Annotated in this window: 22 protein-coding genes; 8 read left to right on the top strand and 14 right to left on the bottom strand. The window is 62.6% G+C overall.

Annotated elements, in window-relative coordinates:
- Nucleotides 1-379: 379 nt before the first annotated feature.
- A complete protein-coding gene (locus AACQ43_RS21995; protein WP_168968694.1) occupies nt 380-919 on the top strand; it encodes a gamma carbonic anhydrase family protein in 540 nt (179 codons plus the stop codon).
- 79 nt (nt 920-998) lie between these two features.
- Here the strand turns inward: AACQ43_RS21995 and polA are convergent, their stop codons facing one another.
- The gene (gene polA, locus AACQ43_RS21990; RefSeq protein WP_168968693.1) at nt 999-3,752 is read right to left on the bottom strand and encodes a DNA polymerase I; all 2,754 of its coding nucleotides are present in this window, start codon (nt 3,750-3,752) and stop codon (nt 999-1,001) included.
- 399 nt (nt 3,753-4,151) lie between these two features.
- Between polA and elbB the strand changes: the two genes are divergently transcribed.
- Entirely contained in the window at nt 4,152-4,802 is a 651-nt protein-coding gene (elbB, locus tag AACQ43_RS21985) for an isoprenoid biosynthesis glyoxalase ElbB (protein WP_029302630.1), read from the top strand.
- A gap of 72 nt (nt 4,803-4,874) precedes the next feature.
- Here the strand turns inward: elbB and AACQ43_RS21980 are convergent, their stop codons facing one another.
- From AACQ43_RS21980 to fieF, 4 genes are all read right to left on the bottom strand, one after another.
- Nucleotides 4,875-5,084 carry a cell division protein ZapB gene (locus tag AACQ43_RS21980; protein ID WP_016349028.1) on the bottom strand — a complete coding sequence of 70 codons (210 nt, stop codon included), beginning with the start codon at nt 5,082-5,084 and terminating at the stop codon, nt 4,875-4,877.
- Nucleotides 5,085-5,318: 234 nt separating this feature from the next.
- The gene (locus tag AACQ43_RS21975; protein ID WP_168968692.1) at nt 5,319-6,599 is read right to left on the bottom strand and encodes a hypothetical protein; all 1,281 of its coding nucleotides are present in this window, start codon (nt 6,597-6,599) and stop codon (nt 5,319-5,321) included.
- A 21-nt stretch (nt 6,600-6,620) separates the two neighbouring features.
- A complete protein-coding gene (gene cysE, locus AACQ43_RS21970; protein ID WP_049046515.1) occupies nt 6,621-7,400 on the bottom strand; it encodes a serine O-acetyltransferase in 780 nt (259 codons plus the stop codon).
- Nucleotides 7,401-7,408: 8 nt separating this feature from the next.
- Nucleotides 7,409-8,320: a cation efflux pump FieF gene (gene fieF, locus AACQ43_RS21965; protein ID WP_016349026.1), complete on the bottom strand. Its 912-nt coding sequence runs from the start codon at nt 8,318-8,320 to the stop codon at nt 7,409-7,411.
- An 86-nt stretch (nt 8,321-8,406) separates the two neighbouring features.
- On the opposite strand from fieF, the gene AACQ43_RS21960 reads away from it, so the two are divergent.
- The 3 genes from AACQ43_RS21960 to trmL all read left to right on the top strand — a co-directional run bounded on the left by AACQ43_RS21960 (nt 8,407) and on the right by trmL (nt 10,993).
- Nucleotides 8,407-9,102, top strand: coding sequence for a response regulator (locus AACQ43_RS21960; protein WP_045790907.1), 696 nt, complete (start codon nt 8,407-8,409; stop codon nt 9,100-9,102).
- On the top strand, nt 9,099-10,454 hold the full coding sequence (locus tag AACQ43_RS21955; protein WP_041216375.1) for an ATP-binding protein: 1,356 nt from the start codon (nt 9,099-9,101) through the stop codon (nt 10,452-10,454). Before AACQ43_RS21960 ends, AACQ43_RS21955 begins: the two co-directional genes overlap by 4 nt.
- Nucleotides 10,455-10,522: 68 nt before the next feature.
- Nucleotides 10,523-10,993, top strand: a complete 471-nt coding sequence (trmL, locus tag AACQ43_RS21950; protein ID WP_168968691.1) for a tRNA (uridine(34)/cytosine(34)/5-carboxymethylaminomethyluridine(34)-2'-O)-methyltransferase TrmL — start codon at nt 10,523-10,525, stop codon at nt 10,991-10,993.
- A gap of 28 nt (nt 10,994-11,021) precedes the next feature.
- Here the strand turns inward: trmL and dinF are convergent, their stop codons facing one another.
- The 4 genes from dinF to lexA all read right to left on the bottom strand — a co-directional run bounded on the left by dinF (nt 11,022) and on the right by lexA (nt 14,624).
- Entirely contained in the window at nt 11,022-12,407 is a 1,386-nt protein-coding gene (gene dinF, locus AACQ43_RS21945) for an MATE family efflux transporter DinF (RefSeq protein ID WP_168968690.1), read from the bottom strand.
- Between the two features lie 22 nt (nt 12,408-12,429).
- Nucleotides 12,430-13,056, bottom strand: coding sequence for an SCO family protein (locus tag AACQ43_RS21940; RefSeq protein WP_026080493.1), 627 nt, complete (start codon nt 13,054-13,056; stop codon nt 12,430-12,432).
- Nucleotides 13,057-13,277: 221 nt separating this feature from the next.
- Entirely contained in the window at nt 13,278-13,565 is a 288-nt protein-coding gene (locus AACQ43_RS21935) for a hypothetical protein (protein ID WP_011704202.1), read from the bottom strand.
- 435 nt (nt 13,566-14,000) lie between these two features.
- Complete coding sequence (gene lexA, locus AACQ43_RS21930) at nt 14,001-14,624, bottom strand: transcriptional repressor LexA (protein ID WP_011704201.1); 624 nt, start codon at nt 14,622-14,624, stop codon at nt 14,001-14,003.
- A 204-nt stretch (nt 14,625-14,828) separates the two neighbouring features.
- Between lexA and plsB the strand changes: the two genes are divergently transcribed.
- Nucleotides 14,829-17,252 carry a glycerol-3-phosphate 1-O-acyltransferase PlsB gene (gene plsB / locus AACQ43_RS21925; protein ID WP_168968689.1) on the top strand — a complete coding sequence of 808 codons (2,424 nt, stop codon included), beginning with the start codon at nt 14,829-14,831 and terminating at the stop codon, nt 17,250-17,252.
- 65 nt (nt 17,253-17,317) lie between these two features.
- Here plsB and ubiA read toward each other — a convergent pair whose 3' ends face one another.
- Together ubiA and AACQ43_RS21915 are read right to left on the bottom strand one after the other, a co-directional pair.
- The gene (ubiA, locus tag AACQ43_RS21920; protein WP_011704199.1) at nt 17,318-18,181 is read right to left on the bottom strand and encodes a 4-hydroxybenzoate octaprenyltransferase; all 864 of its coding nucleotides are present in this window, start codon (nt 18,179-18,181) and stop codon (nt 17,318-17,320) included.
- On the bottom strand, nt 18,178-18,714 hold the full coding sequence (locus AACQ43_RS21915) for a chorismate--pyruvate lyase family protein (protein WP_011704198.1): 537 nt from the start codon (nt 18,712-18,714) through the stop codon (nt 18,178-18,180). The genes ubiA and AACQ43_RS21915 overlap by 4 nt, the downstream gene beginning before the upstream one ends.
- Nucleotides 18,715-18,859: 145 nt before the next feature.
- Here AACQ43_RS21915 and AACQ43_RS21910 point away from each other — a divergent pair, with 145 nt between their 5' ends.
- On the top strand, nt 18,860-19,297 hold the full coding sequence (locus tag AACQ43_RS21910; protein WP_045528613.1) for a flagellar basal body-associated FliL family protein: 438 nt from the start codon (nt 18,860-18,862) through the stop codon (nt 19,295-19,297).
- A gap of 105 nt (nt 19,298-19,402) precedes the next feature.
- Nucleotides 19,403-19,573 (top strand): hypothetical protein, encoded by a 171-nt coding sequence (locus AACQ43_RS21905; RefSeq protein WP_005307551.1) that lies wholly within the window; start codon nt 19,403-19,405, stop codon nt 19,571-19,573.
- Nucleotides 19,574-19,586: 13 nt separating this feature from the next.
- Here the strand turns inward: AACQ43_RS21905 and AACQ43_RS21900 are convergent, their stop codons facing one another.
- The 3 genes from AACQ43_RS21900 to acuI form a co-directional block, all read right to left on the bottom strand.
- The gene (locus AACQ43_RS21900; RefSeq protein ID WP_011704195.1) at nt 19,587-19,928 is read right to left on the bottom strand and encodes a DUF2799 domain-containing protein; all 342 of its coding nucleotides are present in this window, start codon (nt 19,926-19,928) and stop codon (nt 19,587-19,589) included.
- A 129-nt stretch (nt 19,929-20,057) separates the two neighbouring features.
- Nucleotides 20,058-20,180, bottom strand: a complete 123-nt coding sequence (locus AACQ43_RS21895) for a hypothetical protein (protein WP_016349017.1) — start codon at nt 20,178-20,180, stop codon at nt 20,058-20,060.
- Nucleotides 20,181-20,254: 74 nt separating this feature from the next.
- Nucleotides 20,255-21,235 (bottom strand): acrylyl-CoA reductase (NADPH), encoded by a 981-nt coding sequence (gene acuI / locus AACQ43_RS21890; RefSeq protein WP_168968688.1) that lies wholly within the window; start codon nt 21,233-21,235, stop codon nt 20,255-20,257.
- Nucleotides 21,236-21,247: the final 12 nt, after the last annotated feature.

The following is a 21,247-nucleotide window of genomic DNA, read 5'->3' as shown; positions in this document are numbered from 1 at the left end:
CATCAGACATTGATATCAAAAATTGTTTTTGATGCTCGATGCTGTGAGTGCCCACACAGATTGCTTGATTCAAATTGTTAAAGAGCGACGCAGCTTTTGGCTGCTGCGGGAGTGGCATTCTACTCAACCGCCTTCTCGAGTCAAGCCTTATTTGCAAAGGCTTTTCGAGGCTACCGACTCGGTTGTTTGCGTTGCCGCTTGCCGTGTCGATGGAGGCGCATTATAGGGAACGGATTCTTTCTGGCAACCCCTCATCGGCAATAAAATTGCAAAAAAGCGCACTTTTTTAGTTATTCATATCCAAGCACAGCTTTTATACAAACTTATCCACAGAAACCGGTCTCGAATTGCTAGAATGGCCGAAAACAAGGAGGCCGAGATGGACTTGCGACTAAGACCTTACAAAGGAAAACGCCCGCAATTGGGCAAACGGGTATATGTGGATCCCTGCGCCACCCTGGTGGGGGATATCCAGCTGGGCGACGATGCCAGCATCTGGCCCATGGTGGCGGCGCGGGGGGATGTGAACCATATCCGCATCGGGGCGCGCACCAATATTCAGGACGGCACCGTATTGCACCTGACCCGCAAGAGCGCCAGCAACCCAGGCGGCTATCCACTGCTGATCGGTGAGGATGTCACGGTCGGTCATAAAGCCATGCTGCACGGATGCACCATCGGCGACCGGGTGCTGGTCGGCATGGGTGCCATCCTGCTGGATGGGGTGATCGTTGAAGACGATGTGATGATCGGGGCGGGCAGCCTGGTACCGCCAGGCAAGCGGCTCGAGGCCGGCTTTCTTTATATGGGCAATCCGGTCCAGCAGGCCCGCGCCCTCAAGCCGGCCGAGATTGCCTTCCTCAAGACCTCGGCCGACAACTATGTACTGCTCAAGGACGAGTATCTGCAAGAAGCCTGACACCCCGCCACCACAAACAGGAAGCCCGGCATGATGCCGGGCTTCTCTTCTTATATAGCTATATGACTGTCAAACGGGGTCAGTGGGCCTGATCCCAGTTGTCGCCGGTACCGGCTTCCACCACCAGCGGCACATGCAGCTCGGCTGCGGCTGACATCTTCTCCTTGATGATGGCGATGTATTCTTCCAGCTTCTCTTCACGGATCTCGAACACCAGTTCATCGTGCACCTGCATCAGCATGCGGATCGACTGGTCTTCAATCCCACGGATCCAGCCATCCACGTTGATCATGGCGCGCTTGATGATGTCGGCGGCCGTACCCTGCATGGGTGCGTTGATGGCGGCCCGTTCTGCCGCCTTGCGCAGACCGGCGTTGCGGGACTTGATATCCGGCAGATAGAGGCGACGGCCAAACAAAGTCTCGACGTAACCCTGGGCATCCGCCTGCTGGCGGGTACGCTCCATATACTCCAGCACGCCCGGGTAGCGTTCGAAGTAGAGATCCATGTACTTCTGCGCTTCGGCGCGGCCGATCCCCAGCTGCTTGGCCAGACCGAAGGCACTCATGCCATAGATGAGGCCGAAGTTGATCGCCTTGGCACTGCGGCGCATGTCGCTGGTCACCGCCTCGAGCGCAACCCCGAACACCTCCGCGGCGGTCGCCTTGTGGATGTCCTTGCCCTCGGCGAAGGCAGTCAGCAACCCCTTGTCACCGGAGAGGTGCGCCATGATGCGTAACTCGATCTGGGAGTAGTCCGCCGCCACCAGCTTGTAACCGGCGCACGGGATGAAGGCCTGCCGGATGCGGCGCCCCTGTTCGTTGCGTACCGGGATGTTCTGCAGGTTGGGATCGGTGGACGAGAGCCGACCGGTCGCCGCCACCGCCTGATGATAGGAGGTGTGCACCCGCCCGGTCTGCGGCTTGATCATCAGCGGCAGCTTGTCGGTGTAGGTGGACTTGAGCTTGGCCAGCCCACGGTGCTCCATCAGCAGTTGCGGCAGCTCATAGGTCTCCGCCAGCTCGGCCAGTACCTCTTCCGCAGTGGATGGCGCTCCCTTGGGGGTCTTTTTGATGATCGGCAGCCCCAGCTTGGTGAAGAGGATCTCCCCCAGCTGCTTGGGCGAGGAGAGGTTGAACTCCTGCCCGGCCAGCTCGTGAGCCTGCTTCTCCAGCTCTGCCAGACGCACTTCGATCTCCTGGCTCTGCTGGTGCAGCAGCTTGGGCTCGATGGTGGTACCGAGCCGCTCCATCCGCGCCAGCACCGGTAGCAGCGGCAGTTCGATCTCGCTGAACACCTTGGCAAGGCCCGGCTCGGCAGAGAGCTTGCCCCACAGCGTCTGATGCAGACGCAGGGTGATGTCGGCATCTTCCGCCGCATAAGGGGCCGCCTGCTCCAGTTCGATCTGGTTGAAGGTGAGCTGCTTGACCCCCTTGCCAGCAATGTCCTCGAACGAGATGGTCTCGACGTTCAGATACCTGCGGGCCAGCGAATCCATGTCGTGACGACTGGCGGTGGAGTTGAGTACATAGGACTCGAGCATGGTGTCATAGGCGATGCCCTGCAGCTCGATACCGTGATTGAGCAGCACGTTGCGATCGTACTTGAGGTTCTGCCCCACCTTGAGACGGGCCGGATCTTCCAGCAGCGGTTTGAGCTTGCCCAGTACCACGGCTTCGGTCAGCTGTACCGGCGCCCCCAGATAATCGTGGCCGAAAGGCACGTAGGCCGCCTTGCCCGGCTCGATGGCAAAGGAGACGCCAACAACGCGCGCTTCCATATAGTCGAGACTGGTGGTCTCGGTATCGAAGGCAAACAGCGGCGCCGCCTGCAGACGGGTCAGCCACTCATCGAATTCGGCCTCATCCAGGATGCAGCGATAGTCGGTTTCGATGGCGGATACCGGGGCGACACCTTCATCATCACCCTCGGCGTCACTCTCCTCAGCGCCGCCGGACTCCAACTCTTTGATCAGGTTGCGCAGCTCGTACTCACGGTAGACCGCCAGCAGAGCCTCCTTGTCGATAGGGCCGAGCTGCAGTTCTTCCAGGCTCTGCTCCAGCGCCACGTCGGTCTTGATGGTAGCCAGCACGTAGGAGAGGCGCACCTGCTCCTCCTGCTCGCGGAACTTGTCGGCGAACGCCTTGGAGCCACGGAAGCCGAGCGCAGCCACTTTGTCGAGGTTGGCGGCGATCTCGTCGATGCTGCCGATCCCCTGCAGTAGGGCCAGTGCGGTCTTCTCGCCGACACCGGTCATGCCGGGGATGTTGTCGACTTTGTCCCCCATCAGGGCCAGGTAGTCGATGATGAGCTCGGGCGGTACGCCGAACTTCTCGATCACCCCTTCCCGATCGGTCTTCACATCTTTCATGGTGTCGATCAGGGTGACATGGTCGGAGACCAGCTGCGCCATGTCCTTGTCGCCGGTACTGATCAGCACCGGCAGCTGCTTCTCGGTCGCCTGACGGGCCAGAGTACCGATCACGTCGTCGGCCTCCACTCCCTCCACCATCAGGAAGGGGAAACCCATCGCCTTGATCATCTGGTGGATGGGGGCAACCTGGCTGCGCAGATCGTCCGGCATGCTGGCTCGGTTGGCCTTGTATTCGGGATAGATGTCGTCGCGGAAGGTCTTGCCCTTGGCATCGAACACCACGGCCACGTGGCAGTCGGGGTACTGCTTGCGCAGGCTGCGCATCATGTTGGCCATGACACGGACGGCGCCGCTCGGCAAACCGGTCGAGGTGCGCAGATCGGCCTGCTGGGAGGCAAAGAAGGCGCGGTAAAGATATGAAGAGCCGTCGACCAGAATAAGGGGGTTGCTAGGGGCCATGAAATCGTCCTGCCAGAGATAAACAGCCGCTAGGATGCCACAGGGCCCCCCTCACACCAAGGGGGGCAAAGACCCTGCCGGCGAATCCTCACAGGCCATCAATCTGTGGATAACTCTGTGCTCAAAAATGGGGGGCAGTATGAACCACAGTGATAAAACTGTGCACAAAAATATAAAAACCAATAAATAACAATTGGTTGCACATATAAAAACCGATCGCGAGACGACTTAAATGATCTCGATCAATGTGGAAAAAATTTAAGGGAGTAAGTACGGCAGGATCCAAAACGAAACAATCCTAGCACAGCAAGATGACTTGACCAGCTGAGGACGAACGATAACCATACAAAAGTACAACAATCCATTCTGGCTCACATTTTCAACAACGAGGAGTCTGTCATGAAAAAAGTGGCCGTGATTTTGAGTGGCTGTGGCGTCTTTGACGGGGCCGAAATCCACGAGGCTGTCATCAGTCTGCTGGCGCTGGCCAGGCAGGGCGCAGCAGTCCAGTGCTTCGCTCCCAATGTTCCACAGCTCCATGTCATCAACCACTTGACCGGGGAAGTGAGTGAAGGCGAGCGCCGCAACGTGCTGGTTGAAGCGGCCCGCCTCTGCCGCGGCCAGATCAGGGACGTGGCCGAGCTGGATGCGGCCGACTACGATGCCCTGCTGGTGCCGGGTGGCTTTGGCGCCGCCAAGAACCTGTGCGACTTCGCCATCAAGGGGGCTGAGTGCCAAATCCAGCCGGATGTATTGAAGGCGTGCCAGAGCTTCGCCAAGGCCGGCAAGCCGGCCGCCTACATCTGTATCGCACCGGCCATGATCCCGCTCATCTATGGCGCCGGCACCCTGGCCACCATAGGCCACGACGAGGGTACCGCCAACGCCATCGAGGCGATGGGGGGCAGCCACCTCAACTGCCCGGTCAACGAGTTCGTAGTGGATCAGGAGCGCAAGGTGATCTCCACCCCCGCCTACATGCTGGCCAACAACATAGTGGAAGCGGCGGACGGCATCGAGAAGACCGTCAAACAGCTGCTGGCACTCTGATTGCCAGACTGACCCAAACAAACGGGCCGCTCATGGAGCGGCCCGTTTTCAATTCTCGCGGATGGCGACGACTCAGATGCTTTCGCCCATCTGGTCCATCTTGCCCAGCAGGGCACGCAGACGCTCTTGCCAGGCGACGTGCTCGTTGCGCAGCTGATGGTTCTCGTCTTGCAGCTTGTTGTTCTGCTCTTTCAGCTCGTCCAGCTCCATCTTCAGCAAGGAGATGTTGTCGACAGCGGATTGTACTTTGGATTCGAGTTGCTCAAGGACTTCTAGTGACATATGCATACCTGTATGTTCAATTGCGATGCCCCACAGAGGGCGATTCAAGCGCGTGAAGCCAGCATACCCCGAGCCTATCGGCACAAACAAGCCGGTGCGCTGTAAAATGCGCCTTCCATGGATGTATTGCCTAAATATGCGTCTATTTTTCTCGCATCCTGCGCCCGGGCCACGGCCGGCCCCGCACAAGTCGCCACCTAGCCCCTGCGCAACCGCCCTCGAAAGCCCGCATCATCAGGCGTGCAGGGCGATATAGGCCCCCAGCAGCAGACAGGCGACCCCGTACATCAGCAGGCCGTAGAGCAGGTTGCCGCGCAGAATCGCCCCGGCACTCAGGTTGTAGCGGGAGGCCAGCGCCAGGTTGGAGCCGGAGAGCGGACTGGTACCGGTAGCCAGCCCCCAACCCAGCAGGAAGCACATACCGAGCAGGCTGGGGTCCGGCGAAAGCGGCCACAACAGCGGCGCCAATCCTGAGATGCTGATGAGCGGGTGCACCCCGACGATGGCCACCAGCAGGATCAACAACAAAGTGAGCGAAGACTCCAGCCAGCCGAAATGATGAAAGAAGGGCAAGCCGTGGCCGCCACCCAGCTCGAGCACCGACAGCGCACTGTTGATGCCGGCGGCCAGCAGGCCCGCCCCCAGAAACAGCACCAGTTGGCCACCGATGGCAGGGAAGCGTTCCACCACCTGCCGCTTGAGGGCCGGGCCACGCCCCGCACTCGGCATGAAGGCAAAGGCCAGCAGTGGCGCCACCAGGGCGATCACCGCCAGGATGCCGAGATCCGGCCAGATCTGCTTGATCAGCAGCACCAGCAGCGCCAGTGCCACCGGCAATCCCAGAGTCTGCAGCCGCAGTGGATAGCCGGCAAAGCCCGCCACCCCCAGCCGTTCCACCTGCCAGGCGGTCAGCCCCATCGCCAGCAGGGTCGCCACCAACCCGAACGGCAGGATGCGCGACAGCTGCAGGCCGGGCGCATACGTGAGCGCCACCGCCATGGCCACGAAGAAGGGGGACCAAAAGGCCGCCGCACAGAAGATCCGGCTCAGCACCAGCACCTGACGCCGCTCCAGGGTGCCGCCCCGTTCCAGCCGATCGCCGATGATGAACAGCACCGAGAGGTTGATGACGGCCCCCAGCAGGTTGAGGCTGGCCATGGTGCTCCACAGCCCCTTGCGCCCTTGCCATGAGGTGGTGCCGGTCAAGAGACCCGAGGTGGCGAGATTGAGGGTGCTCACCGCCGCAAACATGGTGAGCATGTTGATGTTGGGCAGTAGCCAGTCACCGGCTGTGAGGCTTGCCCCCTGCCAGCAGGAGAAGATCAGCAGTGCCAGCGCCGCCCCGTACAGGGCCAGCGCCTGGCGCCGTGCCGCCCCCACCAGCCAGGGCCAAGTGAGCAGCGAGGCCCCCCAGGCCGCGATGGCCGCCGGCCAGGGGGAAAATCCCAGATAGAGGTGCAGCAGATTGAGCAGCCACATCCCCAAGATCAGATAACCCGACCAGCGCTTGGCCATCGATGCACCTCGGTCAGGGGATCAGAGACACTGATCCATGTCCAGCGAAGGCTTGTCGCACTCCGGACGCCCCACGATCTTGGCGGGTACGCCCGCCACCGTGGTGTGCGGTGGCACCGGGTTGATAACCACGCTGCCGGCGCCGATCTTGGCTCCCATGCCCACCTCGATATTGCCGAGCACCTTGGCGCCCGCCCCGATCATCACCCCTTCCCGGATCTTGGGGTGACGATCGCCACTCTCCTTGCCGGTACCGCCCAGGGTAACGCTCTGCAGGATGGAGACATCGTCCTCGATCACCGCCGTCTCGCCCACCACGATACCGGTGGCATGGTCAAACATGATGCCCTTGCCGATGCGGGCGGCCGGGTGCACGTCCACTCCGAATACCACCGAGATCTGGTTTTGCAGATAGAGCGCCAGGGCACGGCGTCCCTGACGCCACAACCAGTTGGCCACCCGATACCCCTGCAGGGCATGGAATCCCTTGAGGTAGAGCAGCGGGGTGGAGAAGAGGTCGACCGCCGGGTCGCGATCCTGCACCGCGCAGATGTCGGCGGCCACTGCGGCCAGCAGCTCGGGCTCACTGCGCAGGGCCAGCTCGATCACCTCGCGCAGGGCGATGGCGGGCATGGTGGCGCTGTCGAGCTTGTTGGCCAGCTGGAAGCTGAGGGCCGAACGCAGGTTCTTGTGATTGAGAATGGTGGAGTGGAAGAAGCTGGCCAGCATGGGCTCTTCGGTCGCCATGCTCGCCGCTTCTTGCTGAATTTTTTGCCAGGTTCTGGCAACCAGATCATCCATGTTGCAGCCTACTGTTGTTCTGAGGGAGTGCCTTGCTGTTCCTTGTGCACCACGGAGATGGGGTCCATATGAATGATGACATCCATGCGCTCGAACGCCTGACGAACCGCCAGTTCGGCTTCATCGGCAATCTGATGGGCCTTGACCAGAGGGAGCTGATCGTCCAGTTCCAGATGCAACTGCACGAAACGGGTCGGACCGGATTGGCGGGTGCGCAGATCATGCACCCCGTGTACACCTTCGACGTCACAGCAGAGGGCCATTATTCTCGCTTGTTCCTCGGCTGGCAACTGACGATCGAGCAGCGCCTGCACCGATTCATAGCCGATGTGCAGCGCTCCCCACAGCAGGAACAGCCCGATCAGGATGGCAAACAGGCCGTCTGCCCAGTACCAACCCTGCCCCGCCAGCACCAGTGCCAGCAGCACGCCGCCGTTGAGCAGCAGGTCGGAGCGGTAGTGCAGCATGTCGGCCTTGATGGCCACGCTGTTGGTCTTGCGGATCACCAGGCTCTGGAAGCTGACCAGCAGCAGGGTCAGCACGATGGAGCCACCGCTGACCCACAGACCTGCCTCAAGCCGCTCCAGCGGCGCCTGCTTGAGCAGGGAGGAGATACCGTGCATCACCAGCAGCAGCGCGGAACCGGAGATAAAGGCCGCCTGGATCAGCCCGGCCAGCGACTCCGCCTTGCCGTGGCCGAAGCGGTGTTCGTCGTCGGCCGGTGACAGGGCATAGCGGATCGCCAGCAGGTTGATGATGGAGGCGCTCACGTCCATGAAGGAGTCGGTGAGGGAGGCCAGCAGGCTCGAGGAGTCGGTCATCAGCCAGGCGATCAGCTTGCCGGTGATCAGCAGGGTGGCGGTCGTGACGGCGGCCATGCTGGCCAGCGTCACCCAGCGGGAATATTGTTGATGGCTCAAAACCGGCTTTCCTCTTGCGGTTAAAAATCTATTATACCCTGACCCCGACGCCGGATTGGCGCGAAAAATCAGCGGAATGACTTCAGATGCACAAAATACTCCTGGTCGACGACGATCTCGAGCTGACCCAGTTGCTCACCGAAATTCTGACCCTAGAAGGCTTCCAGGTGACCGTCGCCGAAGATGGCGAAGAGGGCTTGCAACGGCTGGCTGAACAGCACTTCAACCTGGTGCTGCTGGACGTGATGATGCCCAAGCTCAACGGCTTCGCCATGCTGGCCCGACTGCGCAAGACCCACGATACCCCGGTGCTGATGCTGACCGCCCGTGGCGACAGCCAGGACCGGGTCAACGGGCTCGAGGCCGGGGCTGACGACTACCTCGCCAAGCCGTTCGACGATCGGGAGCTGCTGGCCCGGGTACGCGCCATCCTGCGCCGTACCCAGAGCACCCCGCCCCAGCGCGGCGGCAGCTCGGAAGAGGTGCGCTTCATGGATCTGGTGCTGCAACCCGGCCTGCAGCAGGCCAGCTGCCACGGCGAACTGCTGGAGCTGACCGCCACCGAATTCGGCCTGCTGGAGTGCCTGCTGCGCAACCCGGGCCAGATCGTCAGCAAGAGCCAGCTCTCCGAGCTGGTACTCGGCAAGAAGCTCGAGCCCTTCGATCGCGCCATCGACATGCACCTGAGCAACCTGCGCAAGAAGCTGCCTGAACGTACCGATGGCCAGCCCCGCTTCAAGACGGTGCGCGGCAGAGGCTATCTGTGGCTGGAACAGGCATGAGAACCGCCCGCACCTTCAACGGTCTCTCCACCCAGATCTTCCTCTGGTTCTGGTTCATGCTGTTGCTGGTGGTGGCCGCCGTGGTGATCCTGCCAACCCTGGATCCCCGCAACATCATTCCGCTGCCGGCCCACGAGATCACCCGCCTCAACAACAACCTGAAGGCACTGCAGAAGGGGGCCGACCCCAATCAGGATTTCGATCTGGCCCAGGCCATCGATGCCGCCGGCCTGCTGCCGGTCGACAACATCTATCTGCGCGATGCCAAGGGGCAGATGCAGTCCAGCACCCGCCTGAGCAAGTTCGTGATCCGTTTCATGCTCGACTCGGACAACCCGGCCAAGCCCATGCTGGGCAGCGAGCACAAGCGGGCCATCGCCGGCCCCTTCCAGATGACGCATCACGGCCAGATCTACCACATCTACTTCGGCCTCAACGTCGAGAACTCCTATCTGTTCCTGTTCATCCAGATCCTGGATCACCCGATCCAGATCCTCGGCATCGCCATGCTGGTCAGCACCCCGCTCTGTCTGCTGCTGGCCTGGCGACTGACCCGCCCCATCCTGCAGCTGCAGCAGTCGGTCTCCCAGCTGGCGGAGGGCAATCTGGAGGCACAGATCCCCAACCTGGGGCGGCGGGACGAGATCGGCCAGCTGGCGGATCACGTCAGCCACATGGTCGATACCCTCAAGAACATGATCCAGAAGCAGAAGCAGCTGCTCTCCGACATCTCCCACGAGCTGCGCAGCCCGCTCACCCGCATCCAGCTGGCGCAGGCGCTGATCCGCCGCAAACAGGGGGACAGCAACGAGCTGGCGCGGATCGAATCGGAGATCGGCCGGCTCGACAAGCTGATCGGCGACCTGCTCGATCTGTCACGGGTACAGCAGCATGTGGAAGCGCCGGTGGTGATGCCGTTGGCCGAGCTGCTGGAGCCCATCCTGGACGACGCCATGTTCGAAGCCAACCAGAGTGGCAAGCAGCTCCGGCTGCCACCGCTGCCGGCTGAATCGCTGCGGATGTGGCCCGATCTGCTGGCCCGGGCACTGGAGAATCCGCTGCGCAACGCGCTCAAATACGCCCGCGAGTTCATCAAGGTGGACTGGTATCGGGAGGGACTGGAGTGGGTGATGACCATCCGCGACGACGGTCCCGGCGTGCCGGTGGAGCAGCAGGCCCAGCTGTTCCTGCCCTTCTTTCGGGTGGACGATGCCCGCAACGCCAAGACCGGCGGCACCGGGCTGGGGCTGGCCATCGCCGCAGAGGCCATTGCGCGCCACGGCGGCACCATCCGCGCCAGCAGCAATCAACCGGCCGGGCTGACCATCACCATCCGCCTGCCCATCGGCTGAGCAGGCTCTTTTCATCCGTACGGGCGCTGGGTATGCTGGCGCCCTTTTCGCCCCATCAGGACGCAGTCATGCTCGACATCGTGCTCTACCAACCGGAAATTCCGCCCAATACCGGCAACATCATCCGCCTCTGTGCCAACACCGGCTATCGACTGCACCTGATAGAGCCGCTGGGGTTTGAGTGGGATGACAAGCGGGTGAAGCGGGCGGGGCTCGACTACCACGAGTTTGCCGAGGTGAAGCGCTGGCCAAGCTTCGAGGCCTTTCTGGCGGCGGTGGTACCGACGCGGGTATTCGCCTGTACCACCAAGGGGCGCACCGCCCATTCGGCAGTGCAGTTTGCCGCAGGCGATGCCCTGCTGTTCGGGCCGGAGAGCCGCGGCCTGCCCATCGAGATCATCGAGAGCCTGCCGTTCGAGCAGCGGCTGCGCATCCCCATGCTGCCCCAGAGCCGCAGCATGAACCTCTCCAATGCGGTGGCGGTGTTTGTCTACGAAAGCTGGCGCCAGCTGGGCTACGCCGGCTCGCTGCAGGAATGAACCCGACAGATCCAGGCAGGCGCTGATATCAGGAGGAGGCCTGCTGCGCCTCTCCCACCCCGTGGGCTGAGTGCAGCAGCCGGCCATCGCGCTCCAGCTGCCAGCAAAGCCAGCCCAGCGTCAGCCCCCGCCCCGCCATCAGGGCCGCCATCGCGGCCCACAAGGCCGCCACGCCCCAACCCTGACAGAGCCACCAGACCGGGAAGAAGCCGCACAGTGCCGCCACCAGCATGCTGTTGCGCATCTCCCTGGCTCGGGTCGCCCCGATGAAGACCCCGTCCAGCAGAAAGCACCAGACCGCCAGCAGCGGCATGGCGATGAGCCAGGGCAGCTGCACGTTGGCGGCGGCGATCACCGCCGGCAGATCGGTGATGTGCGCGATCAGCCGGCTGCCTCCCACCGCAAACAGCAGGCTGAACGTCAGGGCAATCAGCAGCGCCCAGCCGAGATTGAGCACGATTGCCTCCCGCAGCCCCTGCCGATCCCGCCGCCCGATGGCGCGGCCCACCATGGCCTCCACCGCGTAGGCGAAGCCGTCCAGCCCATAGGAGATCAGCATCAGGAAGTTGAGCAGCACCGCATTGGCCGCCACCGCCACATCCCCCAGCCTGGCACCCTGCAGGGTCATGAAGGCGAAACAGAGTTGCAGGCAGAGGGAGCGGATGAAGATATCCCGGTTCAGGGCCAGCAGCCGCAGCAACGCGGGCCACTGACGCCAGCGCTGCCAGGCCCCCTGCCACGCCGATGCGGCCAGTCGGCACAGATGACGGCTCACCAGCCAGAGCCCCAACCCGAGCGCGCTGTAGTCCGCCAGCAGCGAGGCGGCGGCGACCCCCTTCACCTGCCAGCCCAGCCCCAGCACGAACCAGGCATCGAGCCCCATGTTGACCAGGTTGGTGAAGATCAGCAGCAACATGGGGCTACGCGCATCCTGCATGCCCAGCAGCCAGCCCATGATCACCAGGTTGCAGAGCGCCGCCGGGGCGCTCCAGACCCGCACCGAGACATACTCGGCGGCATAGTGCTGCACCTCGGCGGATCCACCGCTGAGCGCAATGAGAGTGGGGATCAACGGCAGCAACAACAGCAGCAACGTCACTCCCAGCCCGACGGCGAGCCCCAGCGCGCGGGCCAGAGTATCGAGCTGGCCGGCCGGGCTGCTGGCGCCGTGAGCCTGGGCGGTCAGGCCGGTGGTGGACATCCGCAAGAAGCCGAGCAGCCAGAACAGCAGGTTGATGAGGGTGGCGCCGACCGACACGCCGCCGAGGAACCAGGCCTGACCGAGATGACCGATCACCCAGGTATCCACCAGCCCCAGCAGCGGGGTGGTGACATTGGAAAACACCATGGGCAGTGCCAGAGCAAACACGGCGCGGTGGCGCCGCCCATCTCGCCACCAGACGGGGATCAGCATGTCGGAGGGAGTCCGTTGCTCATCATGCGTCGTCCAGCCGTACTATCTTGGCAAAGTCCGACACCATGCTCGCCATGACAACCCTGGGCACACTGCCCTCGCTCAGACGGGGGCGAAACACGGCCTCCAGCTTGCCGGCCGGATTGATCAGCACGATGGAGGCGGAGTGGTCGATCAGGTAATCCTTCTCACCCTGGTCGGCTATGGAGTAGATGAGCCCCAGATTGCGCACGAACGGGAACAGCTTGTCGTGGGGGCCGGTCGCCGCCTTGAACTCCGGGTTGAAGAAGGCGGTATAGGTTTTGAGACGGGCCACGTCGTCCCGCTGCGGATCCGCCGAAATGAACACCACCTGGCTGTTTGGAGCGATCTTTTTCAGCTCGGGATAGACGGCACGCAGATCCGCCAGGGTGGTCGGGCAGATGTCAGGACAGAAGGTGTAGCCGACGAACAGGAAAGTCCAGTGGCCGGTCAGGCTGGCAGGGACAAAGGGTTGGCCATCCTGATCGGTGAATGCGAACGGATTGATGTCCCGCCCCGCCGGGTAGTAGTCGGCATGCTCGGGTAGGGCGGGCTGGTTCCAGTAAAATCCGGCCATCATGCCCCCGACCAGCAGCAGAAACAGCAAGGGGTAACGCGGTTTAACCATAAGAGAACAGACCCTTTCACTTCGACATACCCGCCAACCGGGCCCGAATGGAAGAGCCATTGTAACCCAGCAGGCGCCGTACCGGTCACCCCCTTGTACCGGATGCCCGTTCGCTGGCCAACTTCCGTCAGAAGATGACGCAAGGGCCGGTGATGCCGGCCCGAACCCGCCCAAAACAGCAGCCCCACCATGGGGTGGGGCTGCACAAGAAGAGGTGACACTCAGGGCTGTTGTCGACGCCGCTCATGCGGGCGTCTGGATTGTGCTCGCAGCGGGATGACGGGGGCGGTCCAGGGGGCGTCGGCCAGCCCGCCGTCATGATGGCTGTGAAACAGGCGCACCAGCCGGACAATCTTGTCCTTGGGGCACCCCAGCCAGATGGTCCAGCAGGCGCCCTTGTGGTGTACCCAGAGGGCATAGAAACGGGTCATCCGGTTACCCTTGATGAAACGGGTGATGGAAGAAACGGGCGATGCCAGACCCGGATCCCATGGCGAGCTTGAAGCCATACCTGTCCTCCTCGATCAACAGGTCACGCCAACCGGCACCGCCCATCACCACTAGGGTGAATGAGTCGATGACTGCCGCGTGTCGACTGCGCGAGTGTGCCGCTGCGGTGCCGACTGCCGGCGCCCTGGCCACTCTCCCTTCTATCCCGCAAGCGCCTCTTTGCAGGGTGTGAGCTGCACACCGCACGAAGCTGTTGTTTTTTCCTGCTGCCCTCCGGGTTCCTGCTACCAGCGATCTGGATAACGCGCGTCATGGCGAGCAGCGGGGCGACTCAAGCCAACGAGTCCGCCTTACCAAATGATATATCTGAAATGAATCGCCTGCGGTCACCGCCCGCAGACAAAAATGGCGGGTATCAGGATCTGATTGAAATCATGGGGAAAGGAGTACAGAAACGAAACGGCCTCCCGCAGGAGGCCGTTTCGTGGCTGGGATTACATCCAGTCGGCGTTGCGAATGACGCCGACCGCCAGCCCCTCGATGGTGAGCTGCTGGCAGGAGAGATCCACCTCGATGGGGGAGAGCTCTTCATTCTCCGGCAGCAGCCACACCTGGCTGCCTTTGCGCTGGAAGCGCTTGACGGTGACATCCTCGTCGAGCCGCGCCACCACCACTTGGCCGTTGCGTACCTCCTGGGTCTTGTGCACCGCCAGCAGGTCGCCATCCAGAATGCCGATGTTCTTCATGCTCATGCCCTGTACCCGCAGCAGGAAGTCAGCTCGCGGGTGGAACAGGGCCGGATCCACCTGGTAGTGGCTCTCGATATGTTCCTGCGCCAGGATGGGCTCGCCAGCGGCCACCTTGCCAATCAGCGGCAGCCCGCTCTCTTCCAGCGGCTCTTCCTCTTCAAGCAACAGGCGGATGCCGCGGGACGTGCCCGGCATGATCTCGATGACCCCCTTTTTGGCCAGGGCCTTCAGATGTTCCTCGGCCGCATTGGCCGACTTGAAACCAAGCTTCTGGGCTATCTCGGCGCGAGTCGGCGGCATGCCGGTTTCGTTCATGTTCGCCTTGATCAACTCCAGCACTTCGGCCTGGCGGGGAGTAAGGGGTTTCATAGCATGGGCACCTGTCTTTTTATACAGCACACTGGCAGTATATACAGTGCAGTGGCCAAGGCAAGGCGCAGCTGACATTTGTCGCGGCCCGGTGCTCATTTGCTGCAGATTTGATCCCGCGCAGCCGACTCATCGTACCTCTCGGCGACAAGCAGTCGGTGATTTGCTATGCTCACGCCGCATTTTTTTGGAGAGCAGACGCACATGTCCCTTGGACAGAACATTTCCAGAGCCATCTTGCAATGGCCGGTCAGCGGCTTGGTCAATCACAAGAGCCTGCCGGAAAATCCCATCACCGAGCTCAAGCTGGATCCGGCCAGACCCATCGTCTACGCCCTGAAGACCAGCTCGATCACCGACCTGATGACCCTGCAACAGTGCTGCGAGGATCTCGGCCTGCCCGGCCCCTTCACCCCGCTGGAGCTGAACAGCCAGTTGCTGCCCCGTTATGTCTGTCTGGACCGTCCGCCTCCCCTGTTCGGCAAGCGCAGCAAGCCGCTGCCCTTCCTGCAGGAGTTCCACCAGCTGCTGGATCTGCACAAGCAGGATCCGGCGCTGGATATCCAGGTGGTCCCCGTCACCCTGTTCTGGGGCCGTGCCCCCGGCCGGGAAGGCGAGGAGGCCTCCGGCTGGAACATCATCAGCAGCCTGGCACCAAACCGCCTCAAGAAGGCGCTCATCGTGATCCTCAAGGGACGCGAGAACCTGGTGCGCTTCTCCCCGCCGCTCTCCCTGCGTCACATGGCGGACAAGCACGGCACCGACGAGGCCATCGCCCACAAGCTGGCGCGGGTCGCCCGTACCCACTTCAGCCGCCAGCAGCTGGCCGCCACCGGCCCCAAGCTGCCCAACCGCAACCTGCTGTTCAAACAGCTGCTCGATTCGAACGTCATTCAACAGGCCATCGAGGAAGAGGCCCAGCGCGAGGGGATCAGCCTGGAGAAAGCCCAGAAACGGGCCCACGGCTACATGGACGAGATCGCCTCCGACTTCTCCTACCGGCTGATCCGGCTCGGCGAAAGCTTCCTCGGCTGGCTGTGGAACAAGCTCTACCGCGGCCTCTCGGTCAACGGCGCCGAGAAAGTGCGCCAGCTGGCCCAGGAAGGGCACGAGATCGTCTATGTGCCCTGCCATCGCAGCCACATGGACTATCTGCTGCTCTCCTACGTCATCTACCACCAGGGTATGGTGCCGCCCCACATCGCGGCGGGCATCAACCTCAACTTCTGGCCGGCGGGCCCGATCTTCCGCCACGGCGGCGCCTTCTTCATCCGCCGCACCTTCAAGGGCAACCCGCTCTACAGCACGGTATTCCGGGAATACCTCAACCTACTGTTTGCCAAAGGTTATTCGGTGGAGTTCTTCACCGAGGGCGGGCGTTCGCGTACCGGCCGCCTGCTGCCGCCCAAGACCGGCATGCTGGCGATGACCCTGCAGGCCATGATGCGCGGGCTGGACAGACCGGTGACCCTGGTGCCCGTCTATCTGGGCTACGAGCACGTGATGGAGGTGAACACCTACCACAACGAGCTCAAGGGCAGCCGCAAGGAGAAGGAGAGCTTCCTGCAGGTGCTCGGCATCCTGCGCAAGCTGCGCAACTACGGCCGGGGCTTCGTCAACTTCGGCGAACCGCTGACCCTCAACAGCTACCTGAGCGAGCATATACCCGACTGGAAACAGCACATCGGAGAAGAGGAGCGTCCGGAGTGGATGGCGGGCACCGTCAACCAGCTGGCCGAGCTGCTGATGACCCGCATCAACGGGGCTGCCGCCGTCAACGGCCTGACCCTGAGCGCGCTGGCGCTGCTGGCCGCCGAGCGCCATGCCCTGACCCGCGACGAACTGCAAGCCCAGCTCAACACCTATCTGGACCTGCTCAAGCAGGTGCCCTACAGCCCGCACAGCACCATCCCGGACGAGGATGCCAAGACCCTGCTGGATCAGGCGATGGAGCTCAACAAGTTCGAGGTGAGCGAGGACAAGCTGGGCCAGATCGTCAGCCTGGACCGCTATCAGGCGATCCTGCTGACCTACTACCGCAACAACATCCTCCATCTATTCGCCATGCCCTCCCTGGTAGCGGCCCTGATCGAGCGCTGCGAGGGGATCTCCCGCAGCGAAATCGTTGCCCGTTGCATCGACATCTACCCGCTGCTCAAGACCGAGCTGTTCCTGCGCTACGAAGAGGACGAGTTGCCGGAGCTGGTCGATGCCCTGCTGGCCGAACTGCAGCGCCAGCAGCTGATCGAGGCCCGCGACGGCGGCTTCTGGGTCAATCCGGTCAACCAGACCCGCCTGCTGTTGCTGGCGGAGAGCATTCAGGAGACCCTGCAACGCTACGCCATCGTGCTGACCCGGGTGCTGGCCCAGCCCCGCATCGAGGCCGAGCAGCTGGAGGCGGACGGCCTGATGATGGCAGAGCGCCTCGGCACCCTGCACGGCATCAACGCCCCCGAGTTCTTCGACCAAAAGCTGTTCAGCACCCTGATCCACACCCTGCGCAGCGAAGGCTACCTCGACCCGGGCTGCAAGCCGGATCTGGGCCGCTTCCAGGCGCTGGCAGACAACATAGTGCCGCTGCTGAGCACCAAGATCCGCCGCACCATCCAGGCTGGCAACCGGCTCTGACCCCGCTCGCACGACACCATAAAAAAGGCCGCAACATGCGGCCTTTTTTCATGACAGGAGCGGGCTTACAGGTAGTTGATCACTACCCCGGCAAAGATCAGCGCCCCCACGTAGTTGTTGTTGAGAAACGCCTGGAAGCAGGCCTCCCGCTGCCGCTCACGGATCAGCCGCTGCTGATAGACGAACAGCGCCGCCGCCGCCAAGAGCGACCAGTAGTAGCTGGAGCCCAGCTCGCTCAGCTGCCCCACCAGCAGCAGGATCAGCAGGGTCAGCAGCTGCAGCGCGCCGATGATCCGCTTGTCGTGGCGGCCGAACAGGATGGCGCTCGACTTGAGGCCGAGCTTGAGGTCGTCGTCCCGGTCCACCATGGCGTACTGGGTGTCGTAGGCGATGGTCCACAGCAGGTTGGCGAGAAACACCAGCCAGGCCACCGCCGGCAAGGCGTTGGCCTGAGCAGCATAGGCCATGGGAATCGACCAGGAGAAGGCCATGCCGAGCACCAGCTGGGGGATCGGGATGTAGCGCTTCATGAAGGGGTAGCAGACCGCCAGCAGTAGGGCCGCGAACGACAGGCCGATGGTGAGCGGGTTCATGGTCAGCACCAGGGCGAACGAGATGAGCGCCAGCACCGCAAACAGCGCCAGCACCTCCCGCGGCTTGACCTTGCCCATGGGCAGCGGCCGGCCGGCGGTGCGCTTCACGTGACCGTCGAAGTTGCGATCCGCATAGTCGTTGATGACGCAACCGGCGGAGCGCATCAGAAAAACCCCCACCACGAACACCAGCAGGGTCCAGAGATCCGGCAGGCCGTCAGCCGCCAGCCACAGTGCCCACAGGGTCGGCCACAGCAGCAGCAGGGTACCGATGGGCTTGTCGATGCGGGCCAACTGCACGTAGGCCAGTCCCCGCTCCTTGGTTAACAGATTCACTCCAGCTCCTTGTTGCATGACAGAGAGGGCAAGAAGAGTTCATGGACCAGCAGTGGCCATTGCCCCAGAAACAGACGGGAACGACGCCCCCAGACGGTGCCGGCCGGACACCAGGGATTGCTCGCAATCTCGAAACAGGCCAGTTGCAGGTGATCGCGCCGGGCAGGCTCGTCACCGAAGATACGTTCGCCCAGGGGTTGCTCACCCAGCTCGCGCAGACCGCTCTCTTGCAGGGCGGCTTCGGCAAACAGGGTCCAGCCCAGCACGGCCGGCCCATGATCGCCGTGCAGGATCACCTCGCGACACAGCCCCATGGGCTGCTCGGCGACCACCAGCTGCTGCTCGTCGGCGTCGAGGGCGACGCTGCGATTGCCAAACAGTTGTACCGAGAAGTGACGATTGTGGCGGCGCAGGCGCCGGGTCATGGAATCGGCCTCCAGCAACCAGGGCAGCAAGGCCTCGGGCGGCTCGCACTGCGCGGGCGTCTGCCAGGGCACGAGCCGGGCAAGGGGAACAGTCAACTCGGACTTCACAGCTTCACCATCCGGAGATTTCCGTTATCAGGTTAAAATCCGGTTTATTATCCGTAAATCAATCGAGAATTGTAAGAACATCCGTGCTTGACGGCCCCGATGGCAACATCAAAAATGGGGTATCTCTTGCTGATGAGCCATCCCTATGAAGCTATTCAAATTTCTGCTGGTGTTGTTGCTAAGCTGCGGTGCACTTCAGGCCTATGCCTCCGAAGGAGGGGAAGCCCCCGCAGAAGGGGAAGCGGCTGCCGCCGCCAAGCCGGGTTTCTTCTATCACCTGCTGGATCCCGACATCATCACCAACTACCTGAGCGATGGCAAAACCCTCGGCTACGTCCGGGTCACGGTGGAGCTGATGGCCGAGAACGAGGCCGACCTCAAGCTGCTGGAGCAGCATGACCCCCTCATCCGTGACGCCATCATCCGCCTGATGGGCAGCAAGAGTGCCGACCAGATCAAGTCGCTGGTCAGTCGCGAAGACCTGCGCAAGGAGTGCCAGACCCGGGCCAACGAGCTGCTGGTGAAGGAGACCGGCAAGAAGGCGGTGCGCGAGCTGATCTTTACCAAGTTCCTCTATCAGTAATCTCCCGTCACCACGAGCGGGCCACGAGATCATCCTGGTCCGCTCGCTGTTTTAGAAATGAAAATTGATTACACTAGGGCCCACCGAGTTGTCGAGGTAGTCGAGATGGGCAACAAGACCCTGTGTGAATGGCGTCGCAGCGAGATCCCGGCCGATCTCAAGACCCTGCGCAAAATCGTGCGCAAACCCAAGTTCGTCTGCGGCAAGTGTGCCCGCAGCGCCAACGACAAGAGTTATCTGTGTCAGCCGCTGCGGTTGAAAGAGAAAGAAGCCTGAACCGCCAGCCCGGCTATTGATCGGTCCAGCCCTGGCGGCCCTGCTCGAACAGCCGGCGCGCCTGGACGTCATTGGGGCAGACCCCACGATACTCACCACCGGAACGGCCCGCCAGATAGAGGTGCTCCGGCCGGCAATACCAGGCCAGTCCCTTCTGATGCCCCTGTTTCCACAGCTCGGCATCCACCTTCTCGCCGCACTGGGCCTGATGAAACTCGACCCGCTCGGCGGTAAAGCCCAGCTTGCCATCGGCCTCCCCCACCTCGCTCCACACCTTCTCGCACGGATCGTCCGAATGGGAGGCGCAGCCCCCGAGCAGAACGGCAAACACTATCACCGAGAGTCGCATAATCATCCTTGAGTGTCGTTTGGGCAGTTCATTCTAGCCAGAGCCGCAGCCCCCTCCAAGCACCTCTCCCCATTCCTGTGAGCCGCCCAAAAAAACAGGCGGGCCCGAAGCCCGCCTGTGTATTCAATGCGCGGATTACTGGTCGTCGAGAGGGTCATCATCCTGCCAGCTCTCGTCTTCCCATTCATCCAGCTCTTCTTCCCAGGATTCCGGCTCCCAATCGTCATCGAGATCGTAATCCGGCTTGTGTCCACCCATGCTCATTCTCCTTGGATAGTGCACCCGCACTCAAAGTCTATCCAGAAAAATGGGGCTCGCCAGTCAGGGCTGGATCAAAGTTTGACCAGGGTGCGGCCCGCGATTTGCCCTTGGGTGATGGCTTCGGCGGCCTCCGCCACCTGCACCAGCCCGATCTCGGTGACCGCCTGCGCGAAGAAACTGGCGGGCAGATCCCGCGCCAGTCGCTGCCACGCCAGTTGGCGGCGCGCCAGCGGGCACATCACCGAATCGACCCCCTGCAACCGCACGTTGCGCAGGATGAAGGGCATCACGCTGGTGGGCAGATCGAAGCCACCCGCCAGCCCGCAGGCCGCTACGGCGCCGCCGTAGTTCATCTGGGCCAGCAGCTTGGCCAGCACCTGGCTGCCGACGGTATCGACCGCTCCGGCCCACAGCTGCTTCTCCAGCGGCTTGGCGGGCTCCAGCAGCTCGCTGCGCGGCACGATGCGACTGGCGCCGAGCGCCGTCAGCATCTCGCCCTGCTCCTCGGGACGACCGGTCAGGGCCGCCACCTGATAACCCAGTGCGGCCAGCAAGGCGACGGCGGTGGAGCCCACCCCGCCGGCGGCGCCGGTCACCAGGATCTCGCCACTCTGCGGGATCACCCCCGCCTCTTCCAGTGCCAGTACGCAGAGCATGGCGGTCAGACCGGCGGTGCCGATGCACATGGCCTGCCGCTCATCCAGCCCGGCCGGCAGCGGCACCAGCCAGTCGGCCTTGACCCGCGCCTGTTCGGCCATGCCGCCCCAGTGGCCTTCACCCACGCCCCAGCCGGTCAGCACCACCTTGTCGCCCGGCTGGTAGCGGTCGTCGGCAGATTCCAGCACGGTACCGGTGAAGTCGATGCCGGGCACCAGCGGCCACTGGCGCACGATCTTGCCCTTGCCGGTGATGGCCAGCCCGTCCTTGTAGTTGAGGGAGCTGTAGCTCACCGCCACCCGCACCTCGCCGGCCGGCAGCTGGCTCTCGTCCAGCCGGGTCAGGGTCGGCACCGTCTTGCCATCTTGGTTTTCCAGTAACAGAGCCTTGAACATGGTTGCCTCTTT

The organism is Aeromonas sp. DNRA1, from assembly GCF_963888745.1.
Lineage (GTDB): Bacteria > Pseudomonadota > Gammaproteobacteria > Enterobacterales > Aeromonadaceae > Aeromonas > Aeromonas hydrophila.
The sequence above is the reverse complement of the archived record's forward strand: the minus strand, read 5'-3'. Positions and strand labels throughout refer to the sequence as shown.